General features: G+C 74.6%; 15 protein-coding genes. 5 read left to right on the top strand and 10 right to left on the bottom strand.

The features are described 5' to 3' along the window. Positions 1–54: 54 nt before the first annotated feature. The 4 genes from ACZ7C5_RS35875 to ACZ7C5_RS35860 all read right to left on the bottom strand — a co-directional run bounded on the left by ACZ7C5_RS35875 (position 55) and on the right by ACZ7C5_RS35860 (position 3,504). The gene (locus ACZ7C5_RS35875) at positions 55–1,434 is read right to left on the bottom strand and encodes a hypothetical protein (protein ID WP_401092487.1); all 1,380 of its coding nucleotides are present in this window, start codon (positions 1,432–1,434) and stop codon (positions 55–57) included. 5 nt (positions 1,435–1,439) lie between these two features. Then, a complete protein-coding gene (locus ACZ7C5_RS35870; protein WP_470324281.1) occupies positions 1,440–2,210 on the bottom strand; it encodes a hypothetical protein in 771 nt (256 codons plus the stop codon). 18 nt (positions 2,211–2,228) lie between these two features. Continuing rightward, positions 2,229–2,492 carry an ABC transporter permease gene (locus ACZ7C5_RS35865; RefSeq protein WP_401092485.1) on the bottom strand — a complete coding sequence of 88 codons (264 nt, stop codon included), beginning with the start codon at positions 2,490–2,492 and terminating at the stop codon, positions 2,229–2,231. A gap of 385 nt (positions 2,493–2,877) precedes the next feature. After that, complete coding sequence (locus tag ACZ7C5_RS35860) at positions 2,878–3,504, bottom strand: TetR/AcrR family transcriptional regulator (protein WP_470324280.1); 627 nt, start codon at positions 3,502–3,504, stop codon at positions 2,878–2,880. Positions 3,505–3,667: 163 nt separating this feature from the next. On the opposite strand from ACZ7C5_RS35860, the gene ACZ7C5_RS35855 reads away from it, so the two are divergent. From ACZ7C5_RS35855 to ACZ7C5_RS35845, 3 genes are read left to right on the top strand one after another with little or no spacing between them, the layout of a single operon-like run. After that, positions 3,668–4,426, top strand: a complete 759-nt coding sequence (locus tag ACZ7C5_RS35855) for an SDR family oxidoreductase (RefSeq protein ID WP_317620342.1) — start codon at positions 3,668–3,670, stop codon at positions 4,424–4,426. Further along, entirely contained in the window at positions 4,423–5,211 is a 789-nt protein-coding gene (locus tag ACZ7C5_RS35850; protein WP_470324279.1) for an SDR family oxidoreductase, read from the top strand. Before ACZ7C5_RS35855 ends, ACZ7C5_RS35850 begins: the two co-directional genes overlap by 4 nt. After that, positions 5,208–6,179, top strand: a complete 972-nt coding sequence (locus tag ACZ7C5_RS35845) for an NADPH:quinone oxidoreductase family protein (RefSeq protein WP_401092482.1) — start codon at positions 5,208–5,210, stop codon at positions 6,177–6,179. The genes ACZ7C5_RS35850 and ACZ7C5_RS35845 overlap by 4 nt, the downstream gene beginning before the upstream one ends. A 128-nt stretch (positions 6,180–6,307) precedes the next feature. On the opposite strand, the gene ACZ7C5_RS35840 is transcribed toward ACZ7C5_RS35845, so the two are convergent. Next, complete coding sequence (locus tag ACZ7C5_RS35840; protein ID WP_470324278.1) at positions 6,308–7,129, bottom strand: NAD(P)H-binding protein; 822 nt, start codon at positions 7,127–7,129, stop codon at positions 6,308–6,310. A gap of 93 nt (positions 7,130–7,222) precedes the next feature. On the opposite strand from ACZ7C5_RS35840, the gene ACZ7C5_RS35835 reads away from it, so the two are divergent. Continuing rightward, positions 7,223–7,636: a winged helix-turn-helix transcriptional regulator gene (locus ACZ7C5_RS35835; RefSeq protein WP_188298436.1), complete on the top strand. Its 414-nt coding sequence runs from the start codon at positions 7,223–7,225 to the stop codon at positions 7,634–7,636. 74 nt (positions 7,637–7,710) lie between these two features. Here ACZ7C5_RS35835 and ACZ7C5_RS35830 read toward each other — a convergent pair whose 3' ends face one another. The 5 genes from ACZ7C5_RS35830 to ACZ7C5_RS35810 all read right to left on the bottom strand — a co-directional run bounded on the left by ACZ7C5_RS35830 (position 7,711) and on the right by ACZ7C5_RS35810 (position 12,635). Next, entirely contained in the window at positions 7,711–9,000 is a 1,290-nt protein-coding gene (locus ACZ7C5_RS35830) for an alpha/beta hydrolase family protein (RefSeq protein WP_401092480.1), read from the bottom strand. A 155-nt stretch (positions 9,001–9,155) separates the two neighbouring features. Then, positions 9,156–9,329 (bottom strand): hypothetical protein, encoded by a 174-nt coding sequence (locus ACZ7C5_RS35825; protein WP_401092479.1) that lies wholly within the window; start codon positions 9,327–9,329, stop codon positions 9,156–9,158. A gap of 105 nt (positions 9,330–9,434) precedes the next feature. Continuing rightward, complete coding sequence (locus tag ACZ7C5_RS35820; protein WP_401092478.1) at positions 9,435–10,664, bottom strand: acyl-CoA dehydrogenase family protein; 1,230 nt, start codon at positions 10,662–10,664, stop codon at positions 9,435–9,437. A gap of 5 nt (positions 10,665–10,669) precedes the next feature. Further along, positions 10,670–11,698 carry a phosphotransferase family protein gene (locus tag ACZ7C5_RS35815; protein WP_401092477.1) on the bottom strand — a complete coding sequence of 343 codons (1,029 nt, stop codon included), beginning with the start codon at positions 11,696–11,698 and terminating at the stop codon, positions 10,670–10,672. 307 nt (positions 11,699–12,005) lie between these two features. Then, positions 12,006–12,635: a TetR/AcrR family transcriptional regulator gene (locus ACZ7C5_RS35810; RefSeq protein WP_470324277.1), complete on the bottom strand. Its 630-nt coding sequence runs from the start codon at positions 12,633–12,635 to the stop codon at positions 12,006–12,008. A gap of 161 nt (positions 12,636–12,796) precedes the next feature. Between ACZ7C5_RS35810 and ACZ7C5_RS35805 the strand changes: the two genes are divergently transcribed. Further along, complete coding sequence (locus ACZ7C5_RS35805; RefSeq protein ID WP_470324276.1) at positions 12,797–13,756, top strand: alpha/beta hydrolase family protein; 960 nt, start codon at positions 12,797–12,799, stop codon at positions 13,754–13,756. Positions 13,757–13,835 lie beyond the last annotated feature (79 nt).

The following is a 13,835-nucleotide window of genomic DNA, read 5'->3' as shown; positions in this document are numbered from 1 at the left end:
CCACGACCGTTCGTGGCGGGCGCGGTGGCCCGTGTGCCCAGGCGACCCGTGCGCTCAGGCGGCCCGGTGGAAGAAGAACGGGTCGATGGACGGCGCGACCTTGGTCACGCCGTCCGTGCTGAGCAGTTGACGGGTGGTGAAGTTGGCGTTGCGCTGGTAGGTCACGCCCACCGGGAAGTTGGCCCGGTCGGGCGTGTTGTTGCCGGCGAAGATCCCGTAGAAGTCCTTCCCGACCGTGACCATCCGGATGTAGTCACCGAGGTACGGCAGCTGCGCGCCCGCCGGCGGGACGTCCCCCGGGGCCTGGTGCAGCACGTGGCTCTCCGTGGTCCCGAATCCGTCGGCGGTCAGCTCCAGCACCGTCGACCACTGGTTGTGGACCAACCGCTGGTAGACCAGTCCGACCAGGCCGTCGGAGTTGACCGCCAGCGACGGGTTCTTGCCGTTGACCACGTCCGGGCGGGCCGCGGACCAGGTCTGCCCGCGGTCCGCCGAGTGGCGGCTGTGCAGCACGTAGTCGGTGGGGGCGGTCCCGCCGAGGTTGTCGCAGTAGGCGATCCAGACACTGTTGGAGTCCGTCGGGTCCACGGCGACGGACAGGTCGGCACCGGTGCGCTCCTGGCCCAGCGTCCGCTGGCGCGGGTTGAACCGGGCCTTCCGGCCGGTGACCGCGCGCTGGCCGACCTCGCTGTCGGCCGAGTCGAGGAGGTCCTCGAAGGGGTTCGGTCCGATGCCGCCCTTGTCGTCGCGGGTCACCACGACGTCGAAGGTGATCACGGACCCCGCACCGGTGGCGGTGATGCTCATGAACGCGACGTAGACCGTGCCGTCCGGGTGCGCGGCGATCCGCACCGGCGGCCCGTCGAAGAGCGTGCCGGCCCGCCGGTCGAGCAGCACGGGCGCGAAGCCGGCCGGTGCGGGCCCCGTGCCCGCGTCGTGCGAGACGTCCACGGTGGCGGTGCCGCCCTGCCGCGCGACGTCGTTGTTGCCGATGTACACCCGGTCGGTGCTGCTGCCGTTCACCGTGGCGGTGGTGGCGACCACCCAGGGCTGGTCCTCCCCGCTCCGGTCGACGAGCACGGCCATCGGCGCGGTCGAGGTGATGACCGGCGCGCGCAGGATCTGGAGGTCGCCGGTCACGCCGTTGAGGATGCCCGTGTAGAGGCGGCCTCCCTTCGCGCCGAAACCGACGCTGATGTCCCCGGTGCCGAGGTCCCCGTTGCCGGGGACGACGCTGTTCAGCACCCAGGTGTCCCCGCCGTCCGTCGAGACGTAGACCGGGGCGAGCGGTCCGTTCATCGGGTCGGCGGTGAAGGCGGTCGCGACCAGTTCGTCCGGGTTCTCCGGGTTGACCGCGAGGTTGGGCTCGCTGTCCAGCCCCACGTCGCCGCTCTGCGCCCTGGGGGTGATGTCGACGACCTTGATGGTGGGCATCCGGCTCACCTCCGTTCCCTCAGCACGGCGAGCTTCTGCGCCGGCTGGTAGTCGTCGGGGTGGAGCAGCGTGTACGGGGCCTGCGCGGCCAGGTCGCCCCCGGCCGCGTGCAGCAGCCACAGGCCCAGCTGCCCGGGCACCGGTTTCGGCGACCGGCGCCAGCGGACGTCCCCGCTGCTCGGGTAGAGGACGGTGATCCGTCCGGGGGCGGCGGCGCCGGACTCGACGAGCGAGACGTCGAGCGTGGCCCGCCACCAGTGCGGGGCGTGCTCGGAGTGGTCGGGCAGGCCGAGGTCCTCCAGGCCGACCACGGTGCCGAGGACGACGGCGTCCGCCTCGCCCGCGTGCGCGGCCAGGTCCTGGTCGCGGATCTTCCGCTGCACCGAGGAGAACGGCAGCTCGTCGGCCGTGGTGGCGGCCATCGAGACGTGCGGCCGGACGGCCTCGGCCGGCAGCCGGCCGACTTCGGCGACGCCCAGGCCCTCGCCGTAGACCAGGCCCTGGGTGAAGAAGGCCGCCGCGTCGCCGACCTTCAACAGGTCGGCGTCGGGAGCCAGTTGGACGGTGACCTCGCTGCCGCCGAGTTGCCGGAAGGCCTCCGGCGCGTGCAGCACCTGGTCCACCCGGACCACGGTCGTCCGTTCGTTCCTGGCGTTGGCCGGGAAGGCGGCGAGCGAGGTGCCGCCGACCCGGGTGACCGTGCCCAGGAAGCTCAGCGGGGCCCGCCGGACGAGATCGGTGAGCTCCTCGCCCTTGACGGGCGTGGTGTCCGTCATGACGATCCTCCTCTCCGTTCACCGCACGGCGCGGACCGAGGACGGGTGCGCCCGGCGCCACTCGATCCGCGCGCCGAGCAGGCAGGCGGCGGTGACGGCGGCCGCCAGCGCGACCACGAGCCACTCCGCCGCGCCGCTGCCGGCGTCCGGGTCGACGCCGAGGAGCGTCTCGATCCACTGCGGCCACACCAGGGTGAGCAGGAACAGCAGTCCGGACAGCCCGCCGAGGGCGGTCTCCAGCCAGAAGCGGGGCCGGACCTGATGCGATTGCCGGAAGGGCATCACTGCGCCTCCCTCTCTCCAACCGCCCGGGCCGCGCCACGGCGCGGCGCGCGCCGTCCCGTGCCGCCGCACGGTGGCGGCGGCACGACCCGGCCGGGCCGGCCCGGGTCGGGGGGTTGGTCCCGTCGGCGCCGCCGGTCGGGGGCGTGGTCGCCGCGGGAGGTGATCTGCTTCGATCCGCAGCGTCGGAGCTGCGGTGGGAGTGCGCCGGGAGGGGTCCGCGGTGTCACCCTGCGTGCCGGTCCCTGTGCGCTGTACGCCTACGAGGCACACGTACTTCGTATACGAGTCTGCTCGCACTCCGTGAGCAGGTCAAGGGCGGGCCCGGAACTTCTCCGACCCGCCCCGGGGACGCCCGGGCGGTCAGGCCCGGCAACGCCCGCGGTCAGGCCCGGGCGCCGAGCATCCGCAGGACCAACTCGCCGTAACGGCGCCCGAGTTCCTCCGGCGCCTCGGTGGAGTTGCCGGTGTACCAGCGGGAGACGTCGATGCCCAGCGAGGTGACCGCGCGGGCCGCCGTCCGCACCTCCGCCACCTGGAACTCGCCGACCGCCACCCCCGCCCCGATCAGCGCGCTGACCTCGCGCTCGATGTCCAGCCGCAGCGCCGCGACCACGGCGTAGGCGTCCTCGGGCAGCGCGTGCAGCTCGTAGTTGACCACCCGGCCGACCGTCCTGGCCCTGGCGTGCCAGGCGGTGAACTCCTCCACCAGCCGCCGCATCCGCTCGGCCGGACCGCCCGGCCCCGCGGCCGCGCCCCGGACCAGGGCCAGCGTGGCGGCGTGCCCGGCCCGGCTGATCTCGGCGAGCAGCGCGGCCTTCGACTGGTAGTGGATGTACAGCGCCGCCGGGCTCATCCCCGCCGCGGTGGCGATGTCCCGGGTCGTGGTGGCGTGGAAGCCGCGCTCCGCGAACGACTCGACCGCGGCCTGGAGCAGCCGGTACGCCGCTTCGGGGCGCGCGTCGGCGCCGGGCAGGGTCGGCCAGAGGTCGGCGAGCGGGGTGCTGGTCATGGCGTCATCCTCCCAGAGAACTCGTACAGGCATTCCCGCCGACCACCCCACGGACCGGGCAGGCGTTCGGCAGGCTGTTGACAGGCTCCCGCACCGACAGCATGCTGAGCAAGCGCTTAGTCAGGGACTGGCAGGGATCCTCGCACGAAAGGCAGGACGCTCCGTGGTGCACTCCTTCAAGGACCGGGTGGCCGTCGTCACCGGGTCGAGCCGGGGCATCGGCCTCGGCATCGCGCGCGAGCTGGTCGACCGCGGGGCCAGGGTCTGCCTCACCGCCCGCAACCCGGAGCCGCTGGCCGAGGCCGTCCGCGACCTGGGCGGCCCGGACAACGCCATCGCCGTCGCGGGCAGGGCCGACGACCCGGCGCACCAGGAGGAGGCCGTCGCCCGCACCCTGGAGGCCTTCGGCCGGCTGGACCACCTGGTCAACAACACCGGCATCAACCCGGTGTACGGCCCGGTCCTCGACACCGACGAGGCCTCCGCCGCCAAGATCCTCGCCGTCAACGTGCTGGCCCCGCTCGCCTGGACCCGCCGCGTGCACGCCGCCTGGATGGCCGGGCACGGCGGCTCGATCGTCAACGTCGCCTCCGTCGCGGGCATCCGCTCCTCGCCCGGGATCGGCATGTACGGCGTCAGCAAGGCCGCCCTGATCCGCCTCACCACCGAACTCGCCGCCGAACTGGGCCCCCAGGGCATCCGGGTCAACGCGGTCGCGCCCGCCGTCGTCAAGACCAGGTTCGCCGAGGCCCTGTACGAGGGCCGCGAGGAGAAGGTCGCCAGGGCCTACCCGCTGGGCCGCCTCGGCGTCCCCGAGGACGTCGCCGGCGCCGTCGCCTTCCTGCTCTCCCCGGACGCCGGCTGGATCACCGGCCAGACCCTGGTCCTGGACGGCGGGGTCACCCTCGGCGGTGGGCTGTGACCACCGGGGCGTTCGACGGCCGGGGCGTGGTGGTGACCGGCGGCGGGCGGGGCATCGGCGCCGCGCTGGCCCGGGCCTTCACCGCGGCCGGCGCCCGGGTGGCGGTCAACGACCTGGACGCCGCGGCGGCCCACGCCGTCTCCGGGCAGTGCGGCGGCACCGCACTGCCCGGGGACGCCGCCTCCGCCGAGGGCCTGGCCGAGCTGGTCCGGCGGGCCCGCGCCGAACTCGGCGAGATCGACGTCTGGTGCGCCAACGCGGGCGTCGCCCCGGCGGCCGGGGCCGACGCGCCCGCCGCGGCCTGGGCGGACGCCTGGGAGGTCAACGTGATGGCCCACGTCCGGGCCGCCGACCTGCTGCTCCCCCGCTGGCTGGAGCGCGGTGAGGGCCGCTTCCTGGCCACCGTCTCCGCCGCCGGGCTGCTCACCATGCTCGGCTCCGCCCCTTACGCCGTCACCAAGCACGGCGCGCTGGCCTTCGCCGAGTGGCTCTCCGCGACCTACCGCCACCGGGGCGTCCGGGTGCACGCGCTCTGCCCCCAGGGCGTGCGCACCGACCTGCTCGCCTCCACCGGTGCGGTCGGCGAGGCGCTGCTGGCCCCCACCGCACTGGACCCGGCGGACGTCGCCGAGGCCGCGCTGAACGGCATCCTCGCGGAGCGGTTCCTGCTCCTGCCGCACCCCGAGGTCGCCGACTACTACCGCGTCCGGGCCACCGACCCGGACCGCTGGATCGCCGGGATGAACCGGCTCCAGCAGGGACTGGAGAGGAGCGAGGTGCTGTGAGGGCCTGGCAGGTGGAGGAACTCGGCGAGCCCGCCGAGGTGATGCGGCTGGCCGAGGACGTCGCCCGGCCGGTGCCCGGCCCGGGGCAGCTGCTGGTCAGGGTCCGGGCGGCGGCCGTGAACTTCCCGGACGCGCTGATGGTGCGCGGGCAGTACCAGGTCCGCCCGCCGCTGCCGTTCACGCCCGGCGTGGAGCTGTGCGGCGAGGTGGCGGACGGCGCCCGGCGCGGCGAGCGGCTGATCGGCAACCCGGTGCTGCCGCACGGTGCCTTCGCCGAGTACGCGCTGCTGGACGCCGCCGCCGCGTTCCCCGCGCCCGAGGCGCTGGACGACGCCGAGGCGGCCGCCCTGCACGTCGGCTACCAGACCGCCTGGTTCGCGCTGCACCGCCGGGCCCGGCTGCGGGCCGGCGAGACCCTGCTGGTGCACGCGGCGGCCGGCGGCACCGGCAGCGCGGCGGTCCAGCTCGGCCGGGCCGCCGGGGCCCGGGTGATCGCCGTGGTCGGCGGGCCCGCGAAGGCGGAGACGGCCAGGGCGCTCGGCGCCGACCTGGTGGTGGACCGCAGGGTGCGGGACTTCGTCGCCGCCGTCAAGGAGGCCACCGACGGACGCGGCGCGGACGTGGTCTTCGACCCGGTCGGCGGCGACGCCTACACCGGCTCCACCAAGTGCGTCGCCTTCGAGGGCCGGATCGTGGTGGTCGGCTTCGCCGCCGGGCAGATCCCCGCCCCGGCGCTCAACCACGCCCTGGTGAAGAACTACTCGATCCTGGGCCTGCACTGGGGGCTCTACAACACCCACGACCCGCGCGCCGTCAGCACCGCCCACGACGAACTCACCGAGCTGGCCCGCCAGGGCATCGTCCGTCCGCTGGTGAGCGCCCGGGTGCCGCTGGCGGCCGCCTCGGACGCCGTCCTGCGCGTCGCCACCGGGCGCAGCACCGGCCGGATCGCCGTCCTCGGCGACTGACGCGCGCCGGGGCCGCGGGTGATCGGTGGGCGGCCGGTGACCGGCGGGTGGGCGGTGGGCGGGTGGGCGGCGGGTGGCCGGTGGCGGGTGGCCGGTGGCGGGTGGCCGGTGGCCGGTGGGCGCGGGGCTCACCGCCCCTGGGCGATGACCTCCAGGGCCGGGCGCGGCTCGCGGCCGAGCAGTGCCGCGAGGTCGCCCGGCCCGCCCGGCCCGGCGAGGAAGCCGTGGGCGATCGCCGAGTAGGTGCCCACCAGCATCGGCACCTGGAAGTCCAGCGCGTCCGAGGCCGCCACCGCCGCCCTGGCCGCCGTGAGCCGGCCCGGCCGGTACTCGGCGCCGAGCGCCTCGGCCAGGTCCGCGCCGCCCAGCGCCCGCTCCCCCACCAGCTCGTAGGTCCGCCCCGCGTGCCCCTCGGGTGCCAGGGCGACGTTCACCGCCGCCTCGGCGAGGTCGGCCCGCGCCACCGCCGCGAGCCCGCCGTCCCCGAGCGGGGCGCTGATCACCCCGGTCGGGCCCGGCGCCGCGATCGCGCCCAGGAACTCGGCGTACAGGCCGTTGCGCAGCACCGTCCAGCGCAGGGTGGCGGACGCGCGCAGCCGGCGCTCGGTCCAGCGGTGGGCGAGGGCGTACGGCAGGTGGTCGCCGTCGCCGGACAGGCTGGTGTACACGACGTGCCGTACGCCCGCCGCCTCCGCCGCCTCGATCGCGACACCGTGCCGGGCGGTCACCACGTCGTCCTCGGCGGCGCCGGCCGAGATCAGCAGCAGGGTCCGCACGCCGGCGAACGCCTCGGCCAGCGTCTCGGGCCGGTCGAAGTCCACCAGCCGGGCCGGCACGCCGTCCGGCACCCGCTCCGGCGTGCGCGAGCCGGCCACGACCCCGTCCCGTCCGGCGAGCCGCTCCAGCACGAGCGCGCCCAGACCTCCGTTGACACCGGTGACGAGCAGCATGGGGTTCCTCCGGGGTTGATCGTTCGTCGGCACCGCGATCGGCGCCACGACCATCCTCGGTAGCCTGGCCGTCCGGCGTAAGGAGGCACTTTCATGTCAGCAGGGCACACCGCGGTAACCACCCCCCGCCCGGTGGTCTGGTGCGAGGACGGCGTGGACTGCGGGATCCGCGACCTGCTGGACCGGCTGGGCGACAAGTGGTCCGTGCTGACCGTCGTCGAACTCGCCCAGGGCGTAAGGCGGTTCCGCGAGCTTCAGCGCGCCCTGCCGGGCATCTCGCAGCGGATGCTGACCCTCACCGTACGCCGGCTGGAACGGGACGGAGTCGTCTCGCGGACCGTCCACCCGACCGTCCCCCCGCAGGTGGAGTACGAGCTGACCCCACTCGGACACAGCCTGACCCACCTGGTGCGGGCGATGACGGACTGGTCGTACGACCACCACGACGCGATCGTCTCCTCCCGCCGGCGCTGGGACGAGGCCAACCCCGGCTCGGAGATCCGCTGATTCCTTCCACGGCCGCGGGCTTCGAGGCGAGGCCGCCGCAGTTCGGCAGAAAGGAGGACGCGCCCCCACCGCGGCTACCGCTCGTACGCCATCTCCGGGAAGCGCGCCGAGGGCCCGTCCAGCAGGTGGTCGTCCTGGCCGCGCAGCCAGCGGTCGAAGAAGGACGCGACGTAGGAGCGGGTGGCGAGTTCGGCGCGGCCGGGGCGGATGTCGCCGACGTCCCTGCGCAGCCGCTCCGCGTCGAGCACGCCCTGCCGGGCGAGCTGGGGCAGCAGCGGCTGGGCGTCGGTGTACGAGCCGTGGCGGGAGCCGGTGAGGGTGACGTCGGCGTGCCAGCCGGTGCTGTGCTGCCACAGGGCGTTCCAGCCGGGCTGGTCGCGGTAGCTGCCGGAGTCCTCGCCGCCGGTGCCCATCAGCAGGAACGGCCGGTTCAGGCCGTCCTCGGCGACGCTGGGCAGGGCGACGCCGGTGTGGCCGTCCGGGCCGGGGAAGTGCAGCTGGCCGTCCATGTTGACGCCCGCCGTGATCCGCGGGTCGTCGTGCATGGTCTGGAGCGCGGTGAAGCCGCCCGCCGACTGGCCGACCATGCCGATCCGGGTGAGGTCGAGGGCCGCGTCCAGCCCGGCGGGCAGGCCCGGCCGGTCGGCCAGGCCGCCGAGCCGGTCCAGCACGAAGCGGGTGTCGGCGACCCGGGTGTCCATCGCCTTGCGGAGCACCGCGCCGATGTCCAGGCCGGGCTGCCCGAGCATGCCGGGAAGCACCGAGGTGGCCAGGTCGCCGTCGGGGAAGGCGACTTCGGAGGCCTCGTAGGTGTGGTCGACGGTGACCACCACGTAGCCGCGCGAGGCGAGGTCCTCGACCAGGGCCGTCCCCCAGGTGCGCGGGTCGCCGAGGCCGGGCGAGTACAGCACCACCGGGCGCGGGCCGCCGGGCAGCGCCGGGGCGTCCCGGCGGGCGTGGGTGCGGATCGCCGACCAGTCGGTGCGGCCGGGAGCGGTGCCGTAGTTGAGCAGGCCGACGCCGTCCGGGCCGTCGAAGTGCCGGCCGGCGGCGGGCTCCATGTACGGGGCGCGGTCGGCTCCGGCGGCCGGGTGGGAGGTCGGGTACCAGAGGCTGATCATCAGCTCGCGCCGCCGACCGGGCTGCCACGGGTCCTCCCGTCCGGGGTCGGTGAGGTGCAGGGCGGTCGTCCCGATCGGGTACGGCCCGCTGGGCTCCGGCAGCCAGGCCCGCGCCTGCCGCCCGGTGCCGGCCTCCGGTGGCGCGAGCGCGCCCGCCGCGGCTGTCCCCACCGTGCCCGCCACCGCCGCCACCGCGGTCGCCGCCAGCACCACCGCCGCGACGGCCCGTCCCGCAATGCCCATGATGTTCCTCCGTGTTCCGATCGGTCGAACACGGAGGACACTAGGGTCGGGGACGGGCCGCGGCCGTCATACCAGGGGGCCGACCGGTCCCTGAGTACCCGGGTGTCACACCCTTACGGGACGGTGCGGGTGACGGCGCGTCAGCCCGGCCCCGGTCAGCCCCGCCCGAGCGCCTCGACGAACTCGACCGCCTCCAGGAGGATCGGCCTCATGCGGTCCGGCAGTTCGATGGCCTCGGTGCCGGGCATGGGGACGACGCGCGGGTCGTCGGGGAGCGCTTTGAGGCCCTTGACGACGATGCTCGCCGTGTCCAGGTCGACCCAGACCATGGCCGGCCCCCCGAGCGGGTCGGCGCCGATGAAGTGCAGTCGCCTGGAAGCAAACTTCCGCAGACGTCCCGCCCGGGTCAAGGGGGCGGATCCGCCCCGTGCGGTCTAGCGGTACCTCCTGAGTTCCCGCCGGGCCAGCGAGCGCTTGTGCACCTCGTCCGGGCCGTCGGCCAGCCGCAGGGTGCGGTTGCCGGCCCAGAGCTGGGCGAGCGGGGTGTCCTGGCTGACGCCGGCCGCGCCGTGCGCCTGGACGGCCTTGTCCAGGATCCACTCGACGGTGCGCGGGGTGGCGATCTTGATCGCCTGGATCTCGGTGTGGGCGCCCCGGTTGCCGACGGTGTCCATCAGCCAGGCGGTCTTCAGCACCAGCAGCCGCAGCTGCTCGATCCGCACCCGGGACTCGGCGATCCAGTCCTGCACCACGCCCTGTTCGGCGAGCGGCTTCCCGAACGCGACCCGCTCGGTGGCCCGGCGGCACATCAGCTCCAGCGCCCGCTCGGCGATGCCGATGGCCCGCATGCAGTGGTGGATGCGGCCGGGGCCGAGCCGGGCCTGGGCGATGGCGAAGCCGGCGCCCTCCTCCCCGATAAGGTTCCCCGCCGGGACCCGGACGTCCTCGAACAGCACCTCGGCGTGGCCGCCGTGGTCGGCGTCGTCGTACCCGAAGACCGTCATGCCGCGCCGGACGGTCACGCCCGGGGTGTCGCGCGGGACGAGCACCATGCTCTGTTGCCGGTGCGGCTCGGCGGCCGGGTCGGTCTTGCCCATCACGATGAGGATCCGGCAGTCGGGGTTCATCGCCCCGGTGATGTACCACTTGCGGCCGTTGACGACGTACTCGTCGCCGTCCCGTTCGATCCGGGTGGCGATGTTGGTGGCGTCCGAGGAGGCGACCTCGGGCTCGGTCATCGCGAACGCGGAGCGGATCCCGCCGTCCAGCAGCGGCCGCAGCCAGCGCTCGCGCTGCTCGGCGCTGCCGAACTGGGCGAGCAGCTCCATGTTGCCGGTGTCGGGGGCGGCGCAGTTGAGCGCGGGCGGGGCCAACTGGATGCTGCGGCCGGTGATCTCGGCGAGCGGCGCGTACTGGAGGTTGGTCAGACCGGCACCTGACTCACCGGGCAGGCCGCGCTGGTCCACGAAGAACAGGTTCCAGAGGCTCTGCTTGCGGGCCTCGGCCTGGAGGTCGGCGACGACCGGCGGGACGGCCCAGCGGTCCCGGGCCGGGTCGGCGAGCTGGGCGGCGAGGACGGGCTCGGCCGGGTACACGTGCTCGTCCATGAAGGCGAGCAGCTGCTCGCGGAGTTCGTTCGTCCTGGCGTCGTAGGCGAAGTCCATCGGTCTCAGTTCTCCTTGAGGGTGCTCAGGCCGTGCCGGGCGAGGATCGGGGCCATCTCGCCCGCGCGGTCGAATCCGGCGCCGAGGGTGCGGCCCTGCCGGAAGCGGAAGTGGATGCCCTCGGCGACGGCGGCGAGCTTGAAGGAGGCGAAGGCGACGTACCAGTCGAGGTCCTCCGCCCGGCGGCCGGTCGCCCGGGCGTAGGAGGCGACGATCTCGTCGGGCTTCGGGAAGCCGGGGGCGGTCATCGCGGAGGGGATGATGCCGCCGCCGACACCGGCGAGTTCGGTGTACATCACCAGGAGGCCGACGTCGGTGAGCGGGTCGCCGAGGGTGGACATCTCCCAGTCCAGGACGGCGGTGATGCCGTCGCCCTCGTCCACCAGGACGTTGTCGAGGCGGTAGTCGCCGTGCACGAGCGCGGGCGCGGGCGAGACGGGCAGCCGCCGGCCGAGCAGGTCGTGCAGCCGGTCCAGGTCCGGCAGGTCGCGGCTGCGGGAGGCGGCGAGCTGCTTGGACCAGCGGCGCAGCTGGCGCTCCAGGTAGCCCTCGGGGCGCCCGAAGTCGGCGAGGCCCACCTCGGCGGGATCGATCCGGTGCAGGGCCGCCAGGGTGTCGACCAGCCTGCTCCCGAGCGCGTGCACCCGCTGCTCACCGAGGGCGGCCAGCGGGGCGGCGTCCCGGTGCGCGGTGCCGGGGACGTACTCCATGAGGTACCAGGGCGCGCCGAGGGTGTCGGTGCCCGGGTCGAGCAGCAGCGTGCGGGGCACGGGCACCCCGGTGCCGCGCAGCGCGGTCATCACGCGGTACTCGCGCCCCATGTCGTGCGCGGTGGCCAGGACGTGCCCGAGCGGCGGCCGGCGCAGCACCCACCGGGAGGCGCCGTCGCCGAGGACGTACGTCAGGTTCGAGCGGCCCCCTTCGATCAGGTCGGCCCGCAGCGGCCCCTGGGCCAGACCGGGCAGCTCACGCTCCAGACGGGAACGGAGACGAGCCAGGTCCACACCCGGAGGGGAGGCAGGGGTCTCGGACATCGGGCGGCTCCTCGGTCTCTTCTCGTTGACTAAGCGCTTGCTTAGCATTCAGCCGCCGAAGGCCCCTGTCAATGCCACGGGCCCCCGTGGCGCGACCGGCGGGGCGGTCGACAACGAGTGCGGGGCTGCGCCTTCGACCGCACAGCCCCGCCTCCGCCTCCCGCCAGGTTGCCGCTCCACCACCGGCATGCCATGTCGCCGAAGGGCCGGACACCCGAAGACGCTTCCCTGCAATGTAGGCAGAACCAGCGCTTCGCGGAGGCCACTTGGGCGCCGGAAGGCCCCGCGAACCACGATGCGCAGGCCTTCAGCCCGCCTCCGCGGCCCGCCGCCGCAGCCCCCGGAGCAGCAGGTCGATCAGTCGGCGCGGGTCGTAGCCGGGATCGCTGTCGCGCCCGATGCAGAGGTTGCCGATGCCGCGCATCAGCTCGTACGCCTGCGTGCCGGGTTCGATCTCGCCGGCGTCGACGGCGGCGTCGAGCAGTCGGGTGCAGACGGGCACCAGGCGGTCGACGAAGTAGGCGTGCAGCGCGTCGAAGCCGCTGTCCGACTGCACCGCGTTGGCGAGTCCGTGCTTGGTGACCAGGAAGTCGACGAAGAGGTCGACCCACTGCCGCAGGGCCGCGAGCGGGGAGTCGGCGTCGGCCAGCAGGGTCGGGCCGGCCTCGGCGCAGGCCTCGACCTGGTGGCGGTAGACGGCCACGACGAGGTCCGCTCGGGTCGGGAAGTGGCGGTAGATCGTCCCGACGCCGACGCCGGCCGTCGCCGCGATGGTACGGATCGGCGCGTCGACGCCGGAGGCGGCGAACACCTCGGCGGCGGCTGCGAGGAGCGCCTGCTGGTTGCGCAGCGCGTCGGCCCGCTTGCCTCGGACCGGGGCCGGGGCCGGCGTCCGCGTCCGCGTCTGCGTCTGCGCGGACCGGTCTGCTGTGGACACCACGATCTCCGTCCGGGCGGTGATTGACTAAGCGGAACGGCGTTCCGTATCGTATCTGGAACAAGGTTCCGCTTTGAGTCTAGTCGAGCGGGGTCCTCCCATCCGCCTCCCCCGCCGCCTGCCGCACCAACCCGGCAGCCGCGGGAAGGGAAAGGCACCTCATGGACACCTCACCCCACACCGCTGGCACCGTCAGCGAGCCCGCCCCCGTCCTCTCGGTCGCCCCGGTGGTCCTGCCGGCTCCCGGCCGCGCCGTGGACCTGCACCTACGGGTCTCCGCCCCGGTGACCGGAGGCGACCTGCCGATCGTCCTGCTCTCCCACGGCCAGGGGCCCTCGAACCACCTCTCCTCCCTGAACGGCTACGCCCCGCTCGCCGATCACTGGGCGGCGCACGGCTTCGCCGTCGTTCAGCCCACCCACCTGAGCTCCGGAACACTGCGCCTGGATCCCGGTACCCCTGGCGCGCCGCTGTACTGGCGATCGCGGGCCGAGGACATGACGCGGATCCTGGACCGCCTCGACCTGATCGAGGCCGCCGTCCCGCAGCTCCTGGGACGCCTGGACCGGAGCAGGGTGGCGGTGGCCGGGCACTCCATGGGCGGCCACACCGCGAGCCTGCTGCTGGGCGCCCGCCTCACCGACCCCGACGACGGCACGGAGGCGGACCTCGCCGACCCCCGCATCACGGCGGGCGTGCTGCTCGCCGCGCCCGGCCGAGGGGGCGACGCCCTCACCCGGTCCACCGCCGAGCGCCACCCGTTCCTCCTGACCACGGACTTCTCCCGGATGACGACGCCCGCCCTCGTGGTCGCCGGCGACCAGGACCTCTCCCCCCACCTGACGGTGCGCGGCGCGGCCTGGCACACCGACCCGTACGCCCTCTCCCCCAGCGCCAAGTCCCTGCTCACGCTGTTCGGCGCGGAGCACGGTCTCGGCGGGATCTCCGGATACGACGCCGCCGAGACCACGGACGAGCACCCCGGGCGGGTCGCCGTGGTCCAGCGGCTCACCTGGGCGTACCTGCGTAGCCGGCTCCGCCCCGGGGATCCCGCCTGGGGCGCGGAGTGCGCACTGCTCGCGGCCGGACCCGACCCGCTCGGGCGGGTCGAGTCCAAGTAGTGCCGGGCGCCACGCGCCGCAGTCCCGGGCGCCACGCGCCACCCTCACCCCCCTCACCCCCCTCGAACCGTCATGGAGG

It is taken from the genome of Kitasatospora sp. NPDC036993, assembly GCF_055607525.1.
This window is presented reverse-complemented; position numbering and strand designations above follow the sequence as displayed.